Origin of the sequence: Streptomyces sp. NPDC000134 (assembly GCF_042899225.1) — a bacterium.
GTDB lineage: Bacteria > Actinomycetota > Actinomycetes > Streptomycetales > Streptomycetaceae > Streptomyces.
The window spans coordinates 13,228-32,906 of the sequence record NZ_JBIAZN010000035.1 but is presented as its reverse complement, the minus strand read 5'-3'; the positions used below and the strand labels follow the sequence as shown (position 1 = coordinate 32,906).

The following is a 19,679-nucleotide window of genomic DNA, read 5'->3' as shown; positions in this document are numbered from 1 at the left end:
CGACTCTATCAGATCCTTTTCCGATCCGATTTCCTCGGTGCTTTCCAGGTTCCCGCTTCCGCGTTTCCCTTTCCGGCGGTTCCGACTTTATCAGAAGTTCTGAGTCGGAATTCCCGCCCCTCCGGGACGCTCCCGACCGTGATGTGATCGGGTGCCCCTCCGAGCGGGGTTGTAAACCTACTGGAGCGGGGCGCCTCGATGCAAATCGAGGCGCCCCGCTCCTGGTCGGCACGGGCCGGGGCCCGACGGTCCGTCAGACCTCCACCACGACGGGGAGGATCATCGGCCGGCGCCGGTAGGTGTCCGAGACCCACTTGCCCAGGGTCCTGCGGATCAGTTGCTGGAGCTGGTGCGGCTCCACGACGCCGTCCTGGGCCGAGCGCTCCAGTGCCTCCACGACCTTGGGCAGCACCTCGCCGAAGGCGGAGTCCTCGATGCCCGAGCCACGGGCCTGGATGTGCGGTCCTCCGGTGATCTTGCCGGTGGAGGCGTCCATGACGACGAAGACCGAGATGATGCCCTCGTCCCCGAGGATCTTGCGGTCCTTGAGCGCGGGCTCGCCCACGCCGCCGACCGACAGGCCGTCGACGTACACATATCCCGCCTGGACCTTGCCGGAGATCTTGGCCTTGCCGCCGACGAGGTCGACGGCGACGCCGTCCTCGGCGATGACGATGCGGTCGTGCGGGACGCCGGTGAGGGCGCCCAGTTCGGCGTTGGCGCGCAGGTGGCGCCATTCGCCGTGGACCGGCATCAGGTTCTTCGGGCGGCAGATGTTGTAGAAGTACAGCAGCTCGCCGGCCGAGGCGTGGCCCGAGACGTGGACCTTGGCGTTGCCCTTGTGGATGACGTTGGCGCCCCACCGGGTCAGGCCGTTGATCACGCGGTACACCGCGTTCTCGTTGCCCGGGATGAGGGACGAGGCCAGGATGACCGTGTCGCCCTCGACGATGCGGATCTGGTGGTCGCGGTTGGCCATGCGGGACAGGGCGGCCATCGGCTCGCCCTGGGAGCCCGTGCAGACCAGGACCACCTCGCTGTCCGGGAGGTCGTCGAGGGTCTTGACGTCCACGACCAGGCCCGGCGGGACCTTCAGGTAGCCGAGGTCTCTGGCGATGCCCATGTTGCGGACCATGGAGCGGCCGACGAAGGCGACCCGGCGGCCGTACTCGTACGCCGCGTCCAGGATCTGCTGGATGCGGTGGACGTGGCTGGCGAAGCTGGCCACGATGATCCGCTTGCGGGCGCCGGCGAACACCTGGCGCAGGACGCCCGAGATCTCGCGCTCCGGCGGGACGAACCCCGGGACCTCGGCGTTCGTCGAGTCGGCGAGGAGGAGGTCGATGCCCTCTTCGCTCAGCCGTGCGAACGCGTGCAGGTCGGTGAGGCGGTTGTCCAGCGGGAGCTGGTCCATCTTGAAGTCGCCGGTGTGCACCACCATGCCCGCGGGGGTGCGGATGGCGACGGCCAGGGCGTCCGGGATGGAGTGGTTGACCGCGACGAACTCGCAGTCGAACGGGCCGATGCGCTCGCGGTGCCCCTCCGCCACCTCCAGGGTGTACGGGCGGATGCGGTGCTCCTGGAGCTTGGCCTCGATGAGCGCCAGGGTCAGCTTGGAGCCGATCAGCGGGATGTCCGCCTTCTCCCGCAGGAGGTAGGGGACACCGCCGATGTGGTCCTCGTGACCGTGGGTGAGGACGATGCCCTCGATGTCGTCGAGACGGTCCCGGATCGACGAGAAGTCCGGCAGGATCAGGTCGATTCCGGGCTGCTCCTCCTCGGGGAAGAGCACTCCGCAGTCGACGATCAGCAGGCGGCCGCCGTACTCGAAGACCGTCATGTTGCGGCCGATCTCGCCGAGACCGCCGAGTGGTGTGACCCGCAGGCCGCCTTCGGGAAGCGGCGGGGGCGAGCCCAGTTCGGGATGCGGATGACTCAAAAGACTCTCCTCACCACACGCGCCACGTACCGGTGGGGCACGTGGCGCGCATGACGTTCGTGCAGAAGCAATTGTTTGGGTGTGGTGCAGGCACCGGTGGCCTGCTTATTCAGTTGTGGGGTCTTGCGAAGTCCGATGTCAGAGCTGTACCCCGCCGGCAGCAAGATCGATCTTGAGTTGGTCGGTTTCCTCGGGCGTCAGCTCGACCATGGGCGCGCGCAGCGGCCCGGCCGGCAGGCCCTGGAGGGCGAGCGCGGCCTTGGTGGTCATGACGCCCTGGGTACGGAACATGCCGGTGAAGACGGGCAGCAGCTTCTGGTGGATCTCCAGGGCCTTGTGCACGTCGCCCGCCACGTAGGCGTCGACCATGGAGCGCAGCTCCGGGGTGACGACGTGGCCGACGACCGAGACGAAGCCGACCGCGCCGACGGCGAGCAGCGGCAGGTTGAGCATGTCGTCGCCGGAGTACCAGGCGAGCCCGGAGTGCGCGATGGCCCAGCTCGCGCGGCCCAGGTCGCCCTTGGCGTCCTTGTTGGCGACGATCCTCGGGTGCTCGGCGAGGCGGACGATGGTCTCCGTGTTGATCGGGACGCCGCTTCGGCCGGGGATGTCGTACAGCATGACCGGCAGGCCGGTCGCGTCGGCGACCGTCGTGAAGTGCCGGTACAGGCCCTCCTGCGGGGGCTTGTTGTAGTACGGGGTGACGACGAGCAGGCCGTGCGCGCCGGTCTTCTCGGCGGCGCGGGCCAGTTCCACGCTGTGCTGGGTGTCGTTGGTGCCGACACCGGCGACGACGTGGGCCCGGTCGCCGACCGCCTCCACGACGGCCCGTACGAGCTCCGCTTTCTCCGCATCGCTGGTGGTGGGGGACTCGCCGGTGGTGCCGTTGACGATCAGGCCGTCGTTGCCTGCGTCCACCAGGTGGGCGGCGAGCCGCTGCGCGCCGTCGAGGTCGAGTACGCCGTCCGCCGTGAAGGGCGTGACCATGGCGGTGAGGACCCGCCCGAAGGGGGTCTGCGGAGTGGAGGTCGGAGCCATGGGTTACACGCTACTCGTTGCTCGAAGCGGGGTCTTCCCTCGGGGGAGGCGGTGCTGGACCGGGGGTACGGAGCCCGGCACTGCCTGCTCGGGGGTTCAGGCAGTGCCGGGTCCGTTCGATCAGGCTAGATGAACTTCGCGAAATGCCGCAATCCGGACACCTCGTGCGGCTGATGCGCACATGTGTCCCTCAGCGGCCTCGCGCGCAGTTACGGCGCCACGCGCCCGTTGGCGTTGAAGGCGGCGTGGGTGAGGGGCATCAGCCCGGCCCACGCGGCCTCCAGCTTCTCGCCGACCATCTCGATCTCCCGCTGCGGGAAGGAGGGCACCTTGGCCAGCTCGTGCTGGGTGCGCAGGCCGAGGAAGTGCATCAGCGAGCGGGCGTTGCAGGTGGCGTACATCGAGGAGTACAGGCCGACCGGGAGCACCGCGCGGGCGACCTCGCGGGCGACGCCGGCGGCGAGCATCTCGCGGTAGGTGCCGTACGCGCGCAGGTAGGAGTCCTCCATCGCGCGGGCGGTCAGCTCCCGCTGGGCCTGGGTGCCCTCGACGAAGCGGTACTTGCCCGGACGGCCCTCCTGGACCAGCTTGCGGGAGGCGTCGGGGACGTAGAAGACGGGCTGCAGCTCGCGGTAGCGGCCGCTCTCCTCGTTGTACGACCAGCCGACGCGGTGCCGCATGAACTCGCGGAAGACGAAGATCGGGGCGCTGATGAGGAAGGTCATCGAGTTGTGCTCGAACGGGCTGCCGTGGCGGTCCCGCATGAGGTAGTTGATCAGGCCCTTGGAGCGCTCCGGGTCCTTCTTCAGCTCGTCCAGGGACTGCTCGCCGACGGTCGAGACGCGGGCGGCGAACAGGACGTCGGCGTCGGACGCGGTGTGCTTGACCAGTTCGACGGTGACGTCGCTGCGCAGTTCGATCTTGAAATCGGCTTCGGGCGTGTCGGACACGGTGTGGTGGGCCTTCCCATCTCGTCGCTTGCAGAGCCACTCTACGGCTCGGCGTAGCTCCGGATTCCCGGGCGCCAATCGGGGCGATCGGGCCGTGCCGCGATGAAGTCACCGAAAGTGGGCACCTTCGGGAGGGTTCGTTCGTCTGTACCGATGACGAGTGATCCTCCGAATCCCCGAAGGGAGACGTACGTCGATGTTCCACCGGCGTGAACCCGTGCCGTTCGCCTTCGTCGCCGAGGCCGACAGGTTCCGCAGCAATGTCACGCCCCCGCCGCGGGAGCGGGCGTCCTTCGGCCAGATAGCCGGGCGCTGGCTGCTGGGGCTGACCATCGTGGCCGGACTCGTGGGTGCCCTGGTGATCGGGATGCCCGCGATGTCGCTGGACCACTCCGCGCGGCAGACGCAGCAGTCCCAGGCGTCCGACGACCGCTGAGCCGGCGGCCTGCCTCCATCCGGACCCCCGAGGGTGGTGACCGGGGACACAGGTGGATAACCTCACCGGGCACTGCCCGCGCATGGAGCGAGTGAGGACCAGCCGTGCCCCTGCCCTTCCTGACGGCCGACCGCGCCTTCGAGGCGGCCGACGATGTCGCGCTGCCGTACGACGACCGGGACACCTGGAGGCGGCCGTACCGCCCCGGGCCGTACCGGGTGGGGGCGTCCGCGCTGATGCTGCTGCTGGCGTCGTTCGTGCTGTTCGCGGCGGTGATCATCGCGGCCACGGGCACGTTCGGCTCCGCCGGGGTGTTCTTCGTCGTCGCCCTGGCCATGATCGCCGGCGCGCTGCGGCTGCTGCGCGTGGGCGTGTGGGTGAGCGCCCGGGGGCTGCGCCAGGTGGGCTTCCTCGTGACGCGGACGGTGCCGTGGGAGCAGGTCGTGGGGGTGCGGACGGTGCAGCAGCCGGTGCGCTGGCTGGGGCTGCCGCGCACGGTGCAGGGCCAAGCGCTGGTGCTGCAGCGCCGGGGGCGCCCGGCGGACGCCCTGCCGCCGCTGCTGACCACGCACGGCGCGGACTTCCTCGCCCGAGCGGCCGCCTTCGACCGGGCCGCCGACGCGGTGGAGACCTGGGCGGCGGAGTACCGGCTCGGCTGACCGACCGGATGTGACACCCGGGCGAGTCACCGGTGACCCGGTCCGCGGGGTGCGGGCCGGGCCACGGTGTTCGGTACGGGGACTCGGACGGGACGGGGTCAGGTGGTCTCGACCGGGCGGGGGTCCTTGCCGTCGTGGAGGGAGATGGCTCGCTGCATCGCCTTGCGGGCGCGCGGGGTGTCGCGGGCGTCGTGGTAGGCGACGGCGAGGCGGAACCAGGTGCGCCAGTCGCCGGGGGCCGCCTCCGTCTCGGCCTTGCGGCGGGCGAAGACCTCGTCGGCGGAGTCGCGGTCGACGCGGCCGCTCGGGGTCCGCTTCAGCTCGTCGACCGGCAGCGCGCCCTCGGCGTCCAGTTCGGCGGCGAGCTGGTTGGCCCGGCGGACGAACTGGGTGTTCTTCCACAGGAACCACAGGCCGATGACCGGCAGGATCAGCACCGCCACGCCGAAGGTGACGGTGATGACCGTGCCGGTCTGGATGAGCAGGACGCCACGGCTGCCGACCAGGACGAAGTAGAAGACCAGGACGGCGGCCGTCAGGGCGTAGGAGAGTTTGGCTCGCATGGCGGGTGTCAGCCCAGGTCCAGGAAGTGTTCCAGGCCGAAGGTCAGCCCCGGGGTGGCCACCACGCGGCGGACGCCCAGCAGGATGCCCGGCATGAAGCTGCTGTGGTGCAGCGAGTCGTGCCGGACGGTGAGGGTCTCGCCCTCTCCGCCGAGCAGGACCTCCTGGTGGGCGAGGAGCCCGCGCAGCCGGACCGCGTGCACCGGGACGCCGTCCACGTCCGCGCCCCGGGCGCCGTCCAGGGCGGTGGCGGTGGCGTCGGGCGCCGGAGCGGCGCCTGCCTTCCGCCGGGCCTCGGCGATGAGCTGTGCGGTGCGCGTGGCCGTGCCGCTGGGGGCGTCGACCTTGTTCGGGTGGTGCAGTTCGACGACCTCGACGGACTCGAAGTACGGGGCCGCGATCTGCGCGAACTTCATGGTCAGGACCGCGCCGATGGAGAAGTTGGGCGCGATGAGGACGCCCGTCTCCGGGGCGGCGTCGAGCAGGCCCCGGAGGGTGGCGAGCCGCTCGCCGGTCCAGCCCGTGGTGCCGACGACGGCGTGGATGCCGTGCCGTACGCAGAAGTCGAGGTTGTCCATGACCGACGCGGGGGTGGTCAGCTCGACGGCGACCTGGGCGCCGGAGTCGGTCAGCGCCTCCAGCCCGTCGCCCCGGCCGAGGGCGGCGACCAGTTCCATGTCCTCGGCGGCCTGGACCGCCCGTACCGCCTCGGAGCCGATCCGGCCCTTGGCGCCGAGGACGGCCACGCGCAGCTTGCTCATCTTCTGTTCCTTAACCGAAGGGGATTAGGCGACGGCGTCGTGCAGCCGGGACGCCTGCTTGTCCTTGAGCGGGCCGATGACCGACAGCGAGGGCCGCCGTCCCAGGATGTCGCGGGCGACCTCGCGGACCTCGTCCGGGGTGACCGACGCCATCCGGGCCAGCATGTCGTCGACCGACATCTGCTCGCCCCAGCACAGTTCGCTCTTGCCGATACGGTTCATCAGCGCGCCCGTGTCCTCCAGGCCCAGGACCGTGGAGCCCCGGAGCTGGCCGATGGCGCGGTCGATCTCCTCGTCGGCGAGGCCGTGCTCGGCGACCTGGTCGAGTTCGTCGCGGCAGATCTTCAGCACGTCGTGCACCTGGGAGGGCCGGCAGCCCGCGTACACGCCGAACAGGCCGCAGTCGGCGAACCCGGAGGTGTACGAGTACACGCTGTAGGCCAGGCCGCGCTTCTCGCGGATCTCCTGGAAGAGGCGGGAGGACATGCCGCCGCCGAGGGCGGTGTTGAGGACGCCCAGCGCCCAGCGGCGCTCGTCGGTGCGGGCGAGGCCGGGCATGCCGAGGACGACGTGGGCCTGCTCGGTCTTGCGGCCGATCAGCTCGACGCGGCCCGCGGTGCGCAGGGCGCGCCGCCCGCCGCGCGGGGCGATGGGCTCGGCCAGCGGGTCCTTGAGGGCGCCGGCCTTCTCGAAGGCGGCGCGGACCTGGCGGACCACCTTGTGGTGGTCGACGTTGCCCGCGCAGGCGACCACCAGGTGGGTGGGGTCGTAGTGCTTCTTGTAGAAGCGGCGGATGCGGTCGGCGGTGAGGGCGTTGACCGTGTCGACGGTGCCCAGGACCGGGCGGCCGAGGGCGTTGTCCCCGAACATGGTGTGCGCGAACAGGTCGTGCACGCAGTCGCCCGGGTCGTCCTCGGTCATCGCGATCTCTTCGAGGATGGCGCCGCGCTCGACGTCGACGTCCTCCTCGCGGATCAGGGAGCCGGTCAGCATGTCGCAGACCACGTCGATGGCGAGCGGCAGGTCGGTGTCGAGCACCCGTGCGTAGTAGCACGTGTACTCCTTCGCCGTGAACGCGTTCATCTCGCCGCCGACGGCGTCGAGGGCGGAGGAGATGTCGAGGGCGGACCTGCGGCCGGTGCCCTTGAAGAGCAGGTGCTCCAGGTAGTGGGTGGCGCCGTTCAGCGAGGGGGTCTCGTCGCGGGAGCCGACGTGCGCCCAGATGCCGAAGGTGGCCGAGCGGACCGAGGGCAGGGTCTCGGTGACGACGCGCAGGCCCCCGGGGAGGGTGGTCCTGCGGACCGTGCCGATGCCGTTCGCGCCCTTGACGAGCGTTTGGGTACGGGCGACGGCCCGCACCTCCGAGGAGGTGCGGGCCGTCGCCTTCGAGCTACGGGACGTCACTGGTCGGCGCCCCCGGCGGAGCCGGTGTCGGATGCGGTCTTCTTGTCCTCGGCGGCCTCTTCGCCCTCGACCACGGGGATCAGGGAGAGCTTGCCGCGCGAGTCGATCTCGGCGATCTCGACCTGGACCTTCTGGCCCACGCCGAGCACGTCCTCGACGTTCTCCACGCGCTTGCCGCCGGCCAGCTTGCGGATCTGCGAGATGTGCAGCAGACCGTCCTTGCCGGGCAGCAGGGAGACGAAGGCGCCGAACGTCGTCGTCTTCACGACCGTACCCAGGTAGCGCTCGCCGACCTCGGGCATCGTCGGGTTGGCGATGCCGTTGATCGTGGTGCGGGCGGCCTCGGCGGCGGGGCCGTCGGCGGCACCGATGTAGATCGTGCCGTCGTCCTCGATGGTGATCTCGGCGCCGGTGTCCTCCTGGATCTGGTTGATCATCTTGCCCTTGGGGCCGATGACCTCACCGATCTTGTCGACCGGGATCTTCACGGTGATGATCCGCGGCGCGTTGGGGGACATCTCGTCCGGCGTGTCGATCGCTTCCATCATCACGTCGAGGATGTGGAGGCGGGCGTCACGGGCCTGCTTGAGGGCGGCGGCCAGGACGGAGGCCGGGATGCCGTCCAGCTTGGTGTCGAGCTGGAGGGCGGTCACGAAGTCCTTGGTGCCGGCGACCTTGAAGTCCATGTCGCCGAAGGCGTCCTCCGCACCGAGGATGTCGGTGAGGGTGACGTAGTGCGTCTCGCCCTCGATCTCCTGGGAGATCAGGCCCATGGCGATACCGGCGACGGGGGCCTTCAGCGGCACACCGGCGTTCAGCAGCGACATGGTGGAGGCGCAGACCGAGCCCATCGAGGTGGAGCCGTTGGAGCTGAGCGCCTCGGACACCTGACGGATCGCGTACGGGAACTCCTCGCGCGTCGGCAGCACCGGCACCAGCGCGCGCTCGGCGAGGGCGCCGTGGCCGATCTCGCGGCGCTTGGGGGAGCCGACGCGGCCGGTCTCACCGGTGGAGTACGGCGGGAAGTTGTAGTTGTGCATGTAGCGCTTGCGCGTCACCGGCGACAGGGTGTCGAGCTGCTGCTCCATGCGGAGCATGTTCAGCGTGGTGACGCCCAGGATCTGGGTCTCGCCGCGCTCGAACACCGCGGAGCCGTGCACCCGCGGGATGGCCTCGACCTCGGCGGCCAGGGTGCGGATGTCGGTGACACCGCGGCCGTCGATGCGCTTCTTCTCCTTGATGACGCGCTCGCGGACAAGCTGCTTGGTCAGCGCGCGGTACGCGGCGGAGATCTCCTTCTCGCGGCCCTCGAACTCCGGCAGCAGCTTCTCGGCGGCGAGCGCCTTGACGCGGTCCAGCTCGGCCTCGCGCTCCTGCTTGCCGGCGATGGTGAGCGCCTGGGCCAGCTCGGGCTTGACGGCGGAGGTGAGCGCCTCCAGGACGTCGTCCTGGTGGTCGAGGAAGATCGGGAACTCGCCGGTGGGCTTGGCGGCCTTGGCGGCGAGGTCCGACTGGGCGCGGCAGAGCACCTTGATGAAGGGCTTCGCGGCCTCCAGACCGGCGGCGACGACCTCCTCGGTGGGCGCCTCGGCGCCGCCCTCGACCAGCTTGATGGTCTTCTCGGTGGCCTCGGCCTCGACCATCATGATCGCGACGTCGCCGTCCTCCAGCACCCGGCCGGCGACGACCATGTCGAAGACGGCGTCCTCCAGCTCGGTGTGGGTCGGGAACGCCACCCACTGGCCGCGGATCAGCGCGACGCGGACGCCGCCGATCGGGCCGGAGAAGGGCAGGCCGGCGAGCTGCGTGGACGCGGACGCGGCGTTGATCGCGACGACGTCGTACAGGTGGTCGGGGTTGAGCGCCATGATCGTGCAGACGACCTGGATCTCGTTGCGCAGGCCCTTCTTGAAGGACGGGCGCAGCGGGCGGTCGATCAGGCGGCAGGTGAGGATGGCGTCCTCGGAGGGCCGGCCCTCGCGGCGGAAGAAGCTGCCGGGGATCTTGCCGGCCGCATACATCCGCTCCTCGACGTCCACCGTGAGCGGGAAGAAGTCGAGCTGGTCCTTGGGGTTCTTGGACGCGGTGGTGGCCGACAGCACCATGGTGTCGTCGTCCAGGTACGCCACGGCGGAACCGGCGGCCTGCTTGGCCAGCCGGCCCGTCTCGAAGCGGATGGTGCGGGTGCCGAAGGCTCCGTTGTCGATGACGGCCTCGGCGTAGTGGGTCTCGTTCTCCACCAGTGTTTTCTCCATTACGTGTATGTCGTCTTTTGTCCCTGGCTGCCCGTGTGGCAGGGGGACTGTGATGGAGAAGCGCTCCGTCCGATGCGGGCCGGTCTTCGATCGAAGCACCCGGGGCTCGCTTCCCCCCGGGGGCCACTACCGAGGACCGGCGGCGGCGAGGTGCGCTTCTCCTCGTTCTCACGCGTACTGCGTTACGTGTCGTACTGCGTTACGTGTTCCCACGCTGAGCTACCACACTACAAAGTGACAGTGACAGCGCGCACGTACAGCAAAGGGAGCGGCCCCCGAACGATGGGAACCGCTCCCTTCACGGCGTCTTACTTGGCGCCCGCCGCACCGCGACGGATGCCGAGGCGGTCGACCAGCGCGCGGAAGCGCTGGATGTCCTTCTTGGCGAGGTACTGCAGCAGCCGGCGGCGCTGACCGACCAGGATCAGCAGACCACGACGGGAGTGGTGGTCGTGCTTGTGGGTCTTGAGGTGCTCGGTCAGGTCGGAGATCCGACGGGACAGCAGAGCGACCTGGACCTCGGGGGAGCCGGTGTCGCCCTCCTTGGTACCGAACTCGGAGATGATCTGCTTCTTCACTGCGGCGTCGAGCGACACGCGTACTCCTCAAATAGTCTGTGACTGGCCACCGAGTGCCCCCGGTCTTCTCCTCGGGGGATCTTCCGTGACTCGGAAGGCGGGGTCCGCTGAGCGCGGCCTCCAGGGCGCCGACGACGGGCTCCGGGGGTGCGTACACAAACGGCCGTCACCCAGAGTACCAGTCGGCGGGCAGCGCCCGAACGGGGAGTTCCGGCTTCGGCCGCTGGGGGCAGGGTACGGCCAGTAGGGTGACGGGGATCGCAGACAGGTCGTCGAAAGGACCGCCCCACCATGGCTGATCTGCCGGACCAGGATGTGAAGGCGCGCAAGGAACGCGAGCGGGACGAGCTGTACGCGCTCGACATCTCGGGCGTGGAGTGGCACTGCGCGCCGGGGACCGAGGAGCACGAGGAGCGGGTGGAGATCGCCTACCTCCCCGAGGGCGCCGTGGCCATGCGGTCCTCGCTCGACCCCGACACCGTGCTGCGTTATACGGAGGCGGAGTGGCGGGCGTTCGTGCTCGGCGCGCGGGACGGGGAGTTCGACCTGGAGACGGCGCCGGGCGGCGGGGGCGTGCCCGCCGCCGAGTGATCCGCCGGACGGCATGCCGAGCGGCCTGAGGTGACGGGGGTACCGCCCGGGGCGGTGCCCCCGTCGGGCTGTACGGGTCCGCGGGCGTCCATCTCGCCGACGCGGCCTGGTTTGGCCTGAGTTGTGGCGGTAGGCCGGGAGCATCGGGGTACGACGGGACTGACGTGGCCGGGGGGCGGGTGATTAGGCTGGGTAGGGGCGCGACGTCAGAACCCGTGGACCGGGCGTCGGCGTCTCGCAGGGGGAGAGCCGGTGGGCCGGACTGTCTCGACGATGTACGACAACTCTCGTATCGGTCGCATCCGTTGCTTCCGTCGCATCGGTTGCATCGGCCGCATCGGTGGCACTCGTTGCGGCGGTTGTGATCGTTTCCGTGCTTCGGACGGTGGGCAAGGGTCGCCCCGGCACGGCATGAGAGTGCTCGACCACTTCAGGAGGAACTGTGAGCAGCGATCGGGGCGGGCTCCGCGGGGGCTGGGCGACACCCGGCGATGACCAGCCCGACGCGGAGTCCGCGGTCGAGACGACCGGCGAGTTCACCATCGACTATGCGCCGCCTGCCTGGTACACGCAGAATGCGGCGTCCAGTCAGGCGAGCGGGGCGAGTGCTTCCGGTGGGTCGGCGGGCGCTGCTGAGGCGGCTGGGGGCGCGTCCGGCGGAGACGAGCCCGCTGGCTCCCCTGATGCCGGTGATTCCGGTGATTCCGGTGATTCCGCAGGGGCCGGGAATGGTGGTGCCGAGGCGCCGGCGGGTGGGCCGCGTCCTTTTTCTTCACCCAGTGGGCCGATTCCGCCGTTGCCCGGGTTGACGCCGCCGCCCCATGCCGCCGGTCTTACCGGGCCCTCCGCCGTGCCGGCTCCGGCGCCGGGGGCGCCGTTCACTCCGCCGGCGCCCGTGCCTGCGCCCGGGGCGCCGTTCACGCCGCCCGCGCCGCCGGTCGGGGGGCCCACCGGGGTGCCCAGGTTGCCGGCCGGGAGCGGGTTCGAGCCTCAGCGGAACGAGCCGCACGAGGAGACGCCTGCGGCCGAGCCCGGACCCGCCTCTCCGACCGCCCTGCCGAGCTTCTCGGCCGGTGGGTCCGGGGGCGGGGACCTGGAGAGCGACGCGACCATGCGGTTCTCCGTCGCCGCGCTGAAGCGGGAGATCGCGGAGCGCGCCGCCGAGGAGAAGGCCGAGGAGAAGAAGGAAGAGGAAGCGGCGGCAGTGACGGCGACCGCCGAGGAGCCGGGGCCGGTCGGCGACGCCGTCTCCGGCCAGGTCCCGGACGAGGCCGAGGACGCTGACCAGGTGCGGGTCGTCGCGGAGGATCAGCGCCGGGACGCCCTGGCGGAGGGGGCCGAGCGCGAGGACGCCGTTCCGGCGGACACCCAGCGCGAGGACGCCGCATCCGAGGGTGCCGAGCCGGACGGCGCCGAGCCCGTCGACGAGGCGCCCGCCGACGCCCGCGCCACGGACGACGAGCCCATCGATGTCGTATCGGACGCCTCCGATGCGACCGGCGTATCCGACGCGTCCGAGCCCGCCGACGCCGTGCCCGGTGAGTCTGCCGTGCCCGGTGGGGCCGGTGAGTCCGGCGTGCCCGACGTGCCCGGTGAGCCCGCCGTGCCCGGTGGGTCCGGTAAGTCCGCCGCGCCGGCCGCCTGGACTCCGCCGCCGGTGCCCGGGAGCGGGATGCCGCCGTTGCCGCCGTCCTACCAGCCGGCCGCGCCCGCGCCGGGCGGGCAGTGGCCCGTGCAGCCGCAGGCACAGCCGCAGCCGCGGACCGACGCTCCGGAGACGCCCGCCCAGCCGCCGTTCCAACCGCAGGCGCCGCAGCCCGCGCCCGCCGCGTGGAACCCCGCGGCCGCGCCGGCGCCGCCGGACCAGCCGCCCGCGCCGCCGGCCGGTCACGGCTTCCCGCAGCCGGGCGAGATGCCCGCTGCCCCGCACGCCGCGCCGGGTTACGGCTTCCCGCCCGCGCAGCCCCAGCCCGGCGCACCGGCGCGGCCCGAGGCCCACGGCTCTCCCGCCACTCCCCCTGCCCTGCCCCCGCAGGAAAGGCCCGAGCCCGACGCCCCCGCGCAGCCGGGTGGGTACGGCTACCCGCAGCAGCCCGCGCCCCCGCAGGGTTACGCCCCGCACCCCGCCCAGCCGCCGCAGGCCCCGCAGGCGGAGCAGCCCGCCCCTCCCCCGGTCCAGCCGGGACACCCGGGTCAGCCTCCGCAGCAGCCGCAGTACCCGCAGCAGGCCCAGCAGCCCCACGCCCCGCTCCCCCCGCAGGCGCCGCCCGTGGACCCCCGGGTCGGGGCCGCGTGGCCGCAGCCGATGCAGCACGACCAGCGGCAGCCGACCAACCCGGGGGCCGCGCCGCTCGGTTACACCGCGGCCGTGGAGCTGTCGTCCGACCGGCTGCTCAACAACAAGAGGCAGAAGGCGAAGAGCAGCCGCCCCGCGGTCGGCGGCGGCCGGTTCAAGTTCGGCGGGAAGAAGGAAGAGGCCGAGCGGCAGCGGAAGTTGGAGCTGATCCGCACGCCCGTGCTGTCCTGCTACCGCATCGCCGTCATCAGCCTCAAGGGCGGTGTCGGCAAGACGACCACGACCACCGCGCTGGGTTCCACGCTCGCCACCGAGCGGCAGGACAAGATCCTCGCGATCGACGCCAACCCGGACGCCGGTACGCTCGGCCGCCGGGTGCGCCGGGAGACCGGGGCCACCATCCGCGACCTCGTGCAGGCGATCCCGTACCTCAACTCGTACATGGACATCCGGCGGTTCACCTCGCAGGCGTCGTCCGGGCTGGAGATCATCGCCAACGACGTCGACCCGGCCGTGTCCACGACCTTCAACGACGAGGACTACCGGCGCGCGATCGACGTGCTCGGCAAGCAGTACCCGATCATCCTGACCGACTCCGGCACCGGTCTGCTCTACAGCGCCATGCGCGGGGTGCTCGACCTCGCCGACCAGCTCATCATCATCTCCACGCCGTCCGTGGACGGTGCGAGCAGCGCGAGTACGACGCTGGACTGGCTGTCCGCGCACGGGTACGCCGACCTCGTGTCGCGGTCCCTCACCGTGATCTCCGGGGTCCGCGAGACCGGCAAGATGATCAAGGTGGAGGACATCGTCGCCCACTTCCAGACCCGTTGCCGGGGCGTGGTGGTCGTGCCCTTCGACGAGCATCTGGCGGCCGGTGCGGAGGTCGACCTCGACATGATGCGGCCGAAGGTGCGGGAGGCGTACTTCAACCTGGCCGCGCTGGTCGCCGAGGACTTCGTACGGCACCAGCAGATGCACGGCCTGTGGACGTCCGACGGCAACCCGCCGCCGGTCGCCGCGCCGCCCCTGCCGGGCCAGCCGTTCCCCGCCCAGCCCGGCCCGTACGGCCAGCCGGGCCGGTCCGCGCCGTACGGCCAGCCACCGCAGGCACCGCAGCCCGGCCAGCCCTACCCCCAGCCGGGTCAGCCGTACCCCCCGGGCCCCGGCTATGGCTACCCCCAGGCACCCCAAGCCCCCCAGGCACCCCAGGCACCCCACCAGCAGCCGCAGCAGCCGCAGCAGCCGCAGCAGCCGCAGCCGCCGCAGCAGTAAGCACCCGCCGCACGACACGCGAAGGGCGGCCGGTGCCTCGGGGCACCGGCCGCCCTTCGCGTGTCCTGTCGTCCCGCCGGGCCTACGCCGGGGGAACCGCCGCCGCGATCAGCTCGCGGCAGCGCTTGACGTCCTGCGCCATCTGGTCCAGCAGCGCGTCCAGCCTGTCGAACTTCGCCTGGCCGCGGACGAAGGCCAGGAAGTCCACCGCGACGTGCAGCCCGTACAGGTCGAGGCCGACGCGGTCGATGGCGTACGCCTCCACCGTGCGCTCGGTGCCGTCGAACTGCGGGTTGGTGCCGACCGAGATCGCCGCCGGCATCGCCTCGCCGGCCGCGTGCAGCCAGCCCGCGTAGACCCCGTCGGCGGGGATCGCGGTGTGCGGGAGCGTCTCGACGTTGGCCGTGGGGAAGCCCAGCTCGCGGCCGCGCTGGGCGCCGCGGACGACGATGCCCTCGACGCGGTGCGGGCGACCGAGGATCTCGGCGGCGCCGCGGACGTCGCCCTCGCCGACCAGGCGCCGGGTCAGGGTCGAGGAGAACGGCTCGCCGCCGCCCGCCTCGCCGGACACGTACAGGTCGACGACCTCGACCTCGAAGTCGTACACCCGGCCCTGCTCGGTGAGGAACTCCACGTTCCCGGCGGCCTTGTGGCCGAAGCGGAAGTTGGGGCCCTCGACGACCGCCTTGGCGTGCAACTTGTCCACCAGGACCTTGACCACGAAGTCGGCCGGGGACAGCTTCGAGAACTCCTTGGTGAAGGGCAGGACGAGGACGGCGTCCAGGCCCAGTTCGGCGCAGAGTTCGGCGCGGCGGTGGTGCGGGGCGAGCAGCGGCGGGTGGCTGCCGGGGCGGACGACCTCGCTGGGGTGCGGGTCGAAGGTGACGAGGACGGCGGGCACGCCCAGCTCGCGGGCGCGCTGCACGGCATGCCTGATGATGAGCTGGTGCCCGCGGTGCACCCCGTCGTAGGAACCGATGGTGACGACGCTGCGCCCCCAGTCCTCGGGGATGTCCTCCAAGCCACGCCAGCGCTGCACTGTGTCCGCTCCTTGTCGCAAACTCGTTCCCACGGCTGCTTCTCACGCAGGTCTAAGGGTGCCATGCCGCGCCGCCGCCGCCCGCATCGGCATGGTGGCTCATACCGGTACGCCCACGCCGGCCAGGCTCTCCAGCGTGCGGCGGGCGCTGGGGCCGACCAGGGCCGCCCACTCCTCGGGCGCGCCGGCCAGCCATCCGGCGACCCGGGCGGCGAAGCCGGGGACGTGCCGGGCCAGGTCGATCAGGACGCGGTCGAAACGGGCGGCGCCCTGCGGGGTGCGGACCATGACCTGACCCGTGCGGTGCACCAGGTCGCGCGGGTCGTCGCCGTGGCCGGGGGCGGCGGCGCGCAGCAGCGCGTCCAGGACGGCGGGCTCCCGCTCGCGTGCCAGCAGGAACTCCCGCAGCTCGTGCCGCAGGGGGCGGCAGGTGTCGGTGCCGGGGCCGGCGAGGACCGTGGCGAGTGCGGCCCGCACCGGCTCGGTTCCGTCGGTCAGCAGGCTCGTGAGCAGCGGGAACAGTACGTCGCGGGCGGCCGGGTCCCGGCCGAGCCGCCGGTCGGCGTAGGCGGCGAGGTGCCCGGCCAGTTCCGGGCTGCCCGCCACGGCGTCACCGACGGCGGCGGCGACCCGGGTGGCCAGCGCGGGCGTGGTGGCGTCGACGAGCCGGCGCAGGGCCTCCCCCGCGTCCGGGCCGAGCAGCCGGGCGCGGAAGGCGTCGAGGACCGGCTCGGGGTGGGTCGGCAGGGCGGTGGCGACCGCGCTCGGCGGCAGACAGGGGTCGCCCGCCGCGAAGTGGCTCAGCGCCCGCCGCAGATGCCGGTCGCGGCTGCTGGGGTCGCGGACCAGGAGGGCGAGCGCGGCGCCGTGCAGGGAGCTGTCGGCGGAGCGCAGGAGCAGGGCGAGGGCGGCGTAGCGCAGCAGCGTGCGGTCCTCGTCGGTGGTGGCGTGCGGGGCGGCGCGCAGTCCGTAGACGACGGCGGCGACGCGCCGTTCGGGCCGTTCGTCGCGGGACCAGCGGTCGGCCGCGCGGCACAGGGCGGCGGGCTCCTCCTCGGCGAGGACGACGAGCAGTTCGAGGGCCCGCCGGTGCGCGCTGTCGGCGAGGAGTTCCACGAGGCCGTCGAGGTCGCGCCGGCGGTGGGTGTGCAGCAGCGCCTGCGCGGCGGTCGCCACGGTCGCCCGCGGGGCGCCGGGTAGCGGGCGCTCGTCGTCGAACCACCGGACCAGCAGCGGCCGTACGGTACCGGGCTCGGCGTCGAGCAGGGCGGCGACGGCGTCGAGGTGGCGGAGGCCGGGGGCGGGCGGCGTGCCGGGGCGGGGCCGGTGTGGCGCGTCGAGGTGGCGGGGGGCGCGTTCCTCTCCGGTGACGGGGCGGCCCGGCCCGGTTTCGCGCGGCGGTCCGTCGGCGCGGATCAGCCGGCGGAGCAGGTCGAGGCGGAGGTCCGTCGGGAGCGGCAGGGCGGTCCAGAAGCCGGGGGCGAACTCCCCGGGCACCGGCCGTCCTTCCTCGCGCCGGGCGGCCACGGCGTCGGCGAGCAGCCGCAGCACGCCGGTGTACGGCGCCGGGTCCGGCACCCGGGCGAGGGTGCCGGCCAGCAGCCGGGCGGCCCACCAGGAGTACGGGTCGCGGTCCAGGGCGCGGACCAGCTCCTCCAGGCGGTAGGCGAGCCGGGGGGCGCCGTGCTGGCGGGCGAGGTGGAGGAGGGCCTCGACGACGGTGCCGATGCGGTGGTGCGGTACGGGCGGCACCGGGCCGAGGCGGTCGTGGACGAGGGTGCGCAGGGCCTCGTCCAGGTCGAGGTGGGCGCCCTGGAGCCAGTCGGCGAGTTCCTCGTGGGCGAAGCGGTAGCCGTTGCCGGCGGGCACGAGGAGTCCCTCGGCGAGGACGGCCGAGGCCCAGTCGGTGCCGTCGCCGGGCCGGTCGGGGTCCGTGCCCCGGGGGAAGAGTTCCTCGAACGACGCCGGGTCCAGGCGCGCCGGTCCGGAGCCGAGGCTGCGCCGGGCGGCCGCGTGGACCCGCCCGGACACCTTCGCCGCGAGCCGGCGTACGGCGGTGCCGCGCGCCCCGGTCCGCTCGGCGAGCCGTCCGGCGACGCGCAGGCACACCAGGTCGAGGTGGGCCGAGAGCACCTCGTCGCGGTCCGCGCGCCCCTGCGGGGCGTCGCCGAGCGCGGCGTGGACCTCGGCGTACAGGCGGAGGGTGAGGGGGTGCCGGGCGTCGGCGCCGGTGAGCGCCCCGTCGGGGACGCCCAGTCGCGCCCGTGCCCGCCGGGCCTCGTCCTCGGTGAGGTCGCCCAGGCGCAGGCAGGGCGGCAGGTCCCCGGCCGCAGGACCGGTCCCGTGCAGCAGCTCGGGCGGGAACTGTGCCGCCGCCCGCTCCCAGTACTCCGCGCGGCACGCGACGACCAGCCGGGTCCCGGTCTCCCGCAGCCAGGTGACCGTCGCCTCGGTCCACTCGGCGAGGCGGCGGTCGAGGCCGGGCGGCATCTCCTCCGGGCCGTCCAGGAGGAGCAGCAGGGGCCGGCCGGCGTCCCGGGCGACATGGGCCAGGCGCCGCGGGGTGACCTCGCCCACGGCCGCCCCGCCGCCCGCCGCGGCGACGGTCCCGGCGGCCCGCTCCAGGGCCCGGCCGACCGCGTCCGCCACGGACCCGTCGTCCTCGGCCAGGTCGGTGCCGCGCAGCCACAGCGTGGGCGCCGGGCGCGGCCCCCGGGCCCGGCGGCGCGCGAGCCCCGCCAGTTCGGTGGTCCGGCCGCTGCCGGGGGCGCCGACCAGTCCGAGGACGCGGGCCGCGCTGTCGGTGAAGGCGGCGAACTCCCCCGTCACTGCCGCCCGTTCGACCGGCTCGGGTGTCCCGGTGCCGGTGATCCGGGGGCCGGGCGAGGCGCCGGGCGGCCCGCACCGGCCGACGGAGACGGTGGTGAGCCGCCGTACTCCGGCGAGGTTGAGGTCGTCGCCGTACGCGGGGACCGTCGCCGCGTTCTCGGCGATCAGCTCGGCGAGCGGGCCGGCGGCGGGGCGCAGCGGTACGGCGAAGCCGACGTCGCCGTGGCCGGACCGGAGGGCGGTGCCCAGGACGCCGAGCACGGCGCCGGTGGCGGCGTCGAGCACCGGGCCGCCGGCCGCGCCGCCGCCCAGCCGGAGCGCGTCCCGCCCGGCGGTGCCGACCGCGAGTTCCAGGACGTCGCCGAGGAAGTGGAAGCCGTCCGTGGAGGTGTACGTCACGTCGGTGGTGCCGAGCACCCGGGCCTCGCGCCAGCCGTCGGCGGCGATCCGGACGTAGGTGCCTGGTTCGGGCCGCTCCCGCGCGGTGACGGGCAACGGGGCGAGGCAGAGGCCCTCGGTGCGGACGAGGGCGAGGTCGAGGCCGGGGAGCGGGGTGACGGCGTCGGCGGTCACGGCGCAGCGGCGGTCGCCGGCGCCGTGCAGCACCAGGCGGGGCAGGCCGTCGACGGCTTCGTGGCTGGTGACGACCGTGCCGTGGTGGTCGGCGAGGAAACCGGTGCCGCGGGGGCGGCCGGCCAGATCGTGGACCCGGACCAGGGGGACACCGGGCTCGCCGGCCGCGCCGGTGCCACCCGGCCAGGCGGACCCGCCCGCCTCACCGGGCCCGCCGGAGTCACCGGACTCATCCGCCGAGGCACTCCCCGGCGCGTCCGGCTCACCCGCCGCGCCCGACCCGTTCAGTCTCCTGCCGTCCCTCCCCCGGGACCGGTTCCGCGACGTCATCGTCGAACCTCCCCGCCGTACACCGCGCCCTGTGATCGACGGTAGGCGGGTGGTGATCGGCGGGACAGATCGCTTGGCGAACGCGCCCCCTGCGCTCCCCCGGTTCACTCCGAGCGCCTGCCCGGACGGGTGAACAGAAGGTGCCTTGTGGATAACTCTAGGG

Annotated in this window: 14 protein-coding genes; 4 read left to right on the top strand and 10 right to left on the bottom strand. The window is 72.8% G+C overall.

Annotated features, from left to right (window positions below; genetic code table 11):
• Positions 1 to 253 precede the first annotated feature (253 nt).
• From ACFY32_RS33090 to thyX, 3 genes are all read right to left on the bottom strand, one after another.
• Positions 254 to 1,939: a ribonuclease J gene (locus ACFY32_RS33090; protein ID WP_359203979.1), complete on the bottom strand. Its 1,686-nt coding sequence runs from the start codon at positions 1,937 to 1,939 to the stop codon at positions 254 to 256.
• A gap of 138 nt (positions 1,940 to 2,077) precedes the next feature.
• Positions 2,078 to 2,977 carry a 4-hydroxy-tetrahydrodipicolinate synthase gene (dapA, locus tag ACFY32_RS33085; protein WP_359203976.1) on the bottom strand — a complete coding sequence of 300 codons (900 nt, stop codon included), beginning with the start codon at positions 2,975 to 2,977 and terminating at the stop codon, positions 2,078 to 2,080.
• A 209-nt stretch (positions 2,978 to 3,186) separates the two neighbouring features.
• Positions 3,187 to 3,927, bottom strand: a complete 741-nt coding sequence (gene thyX, locus ACFY32_RS33080; protein WP_359203973.1) for an FAD-dependent thymidylate synthase — start codon at positions 3,925 to 3,927, stop codon at positions 3,187 to 3,189.
• Between the two features lie 196 nt (positions 3,928 to 4,123).
• Between thyX and ACFY32_RS33075 the strand changes: the two genes are divergently transcribed.
• A complete protein-coding gene (locus tag ACFY32_RS33075) occupies positions 4,124 to 4,363 on the top strand; it encodes a hypothetical protein (protein ID WP_359203971.1) in 240 nt (79 codons plus the stop codon).
• Positions 4,364 to 4,467: 104 nt separating this feature from the next.
• On the top strand, positions 4,468 to 5,022 hold the full coding sequence (locus tag ACFY32_RS33070; RefSeq protein ID WP_359203968.1) for a hypothetical protein: 555 nt from the start codon (positions 4,468 to 4,470) through the stop codon (positions 5,020 to 5,022).
• 98 nt (positions 5,023 to 5,120) lie between these two features.
• Here ACFY32_RS33070 and ACFY32_RS33065 read toward each other — a convergent pair whose 3' ends face one another.
• The 5 genes from ACFY32_RS33065 to rpsO form a co-directional block, all read right to left on the bottom strand.
• On the bottom strand, positions 5,121 to 5,585 hold the full coding sequence (locus ACFY32_RS33065) for a hypothetical protein (RefSeq protein WP_359203965.1): 465 nt from the start codon (positions 5,583 to 5,585) through the stop codon (positions 5,121 to 5,123).
• Between the two features lie 8 nt (positions 5,586 to 5,593).
• Positions 5,594 to 6,346 carry a 4-hydroxy-tetrahydrodipicolinate reductase gene (gene dapB / locus ACFY32_RS33060; RefSeq protein WP_390676244.1) on the bottom strand — a complete coding sequence of 251 codons (753 nt, stop codon included), beginning with the start codon at positions 6,344 to 6,346 and terminating at the stop codon, positions 5,594 to 5,596.
• 24 nt (positions 6,347 to 6,370) lie between these two features.
• Positions 6,371 to 7,750: a pitrilysin family protein gene (locus ACFY32_RS33055; RefSeq protein WP_359203958.1), complete on the bottom strand. Its 1,380-nt coding sequence runs from the start codon at positions 7,748 to 7,750 to the stop codon at positions 6,371 to 6,373.
• The gene (locus tag ACFY32_RS33050) at positions 7,747 to 9,990 is read right to left on the bottom strand and encodes a polyribonucleotide nucleotidyltransferase (RefSeq protein WP_359203982.1); all 2,244 of its coding nucleotides are present in this window, start codon (positions 9,988 to 9,990) and stop codon (positions 7,747 to 7,749) included. Before ACFY32_RS33050 ends, ACFY32_RS33055 begins: the two co-directional genes overlap by 4 nt.
• A 323-nt stretch (positions 9,991 to 10,313) precedes the next feature.
• Positions 10,314 to 10,601 carry a 30S ribosomal protein S15 gene (rpsO, locus tag ACFY32_RS33045; protein ID WP_004924725.1) on the bottom strand — a complete coding sequence of 96 codons (288 nt, stop codon included), beginning with the start codon at positions 10,599 to 10,601 and terminating at the stop codon, positions 10,314 to 10,316.
• A 273-nt stretch (positions 10,602 to 10,874) separates the two neighbouring features.
• On the opposite strand from rpsO, the gene ACFY32_RS33040 reads away from it, so the two are divergent.
• Positions 10,875 to 11,174: a DUF397 domain-containing protein gene (locus ACFY32_RS33040; protein ID WP_359203955.1), complete on the top strand. Its 300-nt coding sequence runs from the start codon at positions 10,875 to 10,877 to the stop codon at positions 11,172 to 11,174.
• Positions 11,175 to 11,616: 442 nt separating this feature from the next.
• Positions 11,617 to 14,745, top strand: coding sequence for an SCO5717 family growth-regulating ATPase (locus ACFY32_RS33035; RefSeq protein ID WP_390676243.1), 3,129 nt, complete (start codon positions 11,617 to 11,619; stop codon positions 14,743 to 14,745).
• Positions 14,746 to 14,827: 82 nt separating this feature from the next.
• Here ACFY32_RS33035 and ACFY32_RS33030 read toward each other — a convergent pair whose 3' ends face one another.
• Complete coding sequence (locus ACFY32_RS33030) at positions 14,828 to 15,784, bottom strand: bifunctional riboflavin kinase/FAD synthetase (protein ID WP_390676242.1); 957 nt, start codon at positions 15,782 to 15,784, stop codon at positions 14,828 to 14,830.
• A gap of 99 nt (positions 15,785 to 15,883) precedes the next feature.
• The gene (locus ACFY32_RS33025; RefSeq protein ID WP_390676241.1) at positions 15,884 to 19,516 is read right to left on the bottom strand and encodes a trypsin-like peptidase domain-containing protein; all 3,633 of its coding nucleotides are present in this window, start codon (positions 19,514 to 19,516) and stop codon (positions 15,884 to 15,886) included.
• Positions 19,517 to 19,679 lie beyond the last annotated feature (163 nt).

Coding starts and splice junctions, on each gene's coding strand:
- ACFY32_RS33065 (WP_359203965.1), bottom strand. CDS start 5,585: ATGCGAGCCAAACTCTCCTACGCCCTGACGGCCGCCGTCCTGGTCTTC.
- ACFY32_RS33075 (WP_359203971.1), top strand. CDS start 4,124: ATGTTCCACCGGCGTGAACCCGTGCCGTTCGCCTTCGTCGCCGAGGCC.
- ACFY32_RS33025 (WP_390676241.1), bottom strand. CDS start 19,516: ATGACGTCGCGGAACCGGTCCCGGGGGAGGGACGGCAGGAGACTGAAC.
- dapB (WP_390676244.1), bottom strand. CDS start 6,346: ATGAGCAAGCTGCGCGTGGCCGTCCTCGGCGCCAAGGGCCGGATCGGC.
- dapA (WP_359203976.1), bottom strand. CDS start 2,977: ATGGCTCCGACCTCCACTCCGCAGACCCCCTTCGGGCGGGTCCTCACC.
- ACFY32_RS33040 (WP_359203955.1), top strand. CDS start 10,875: ATGGCTGATCTGCCGGACCAGGATGTGAAGGCGCGCAAGGAACGCGAG.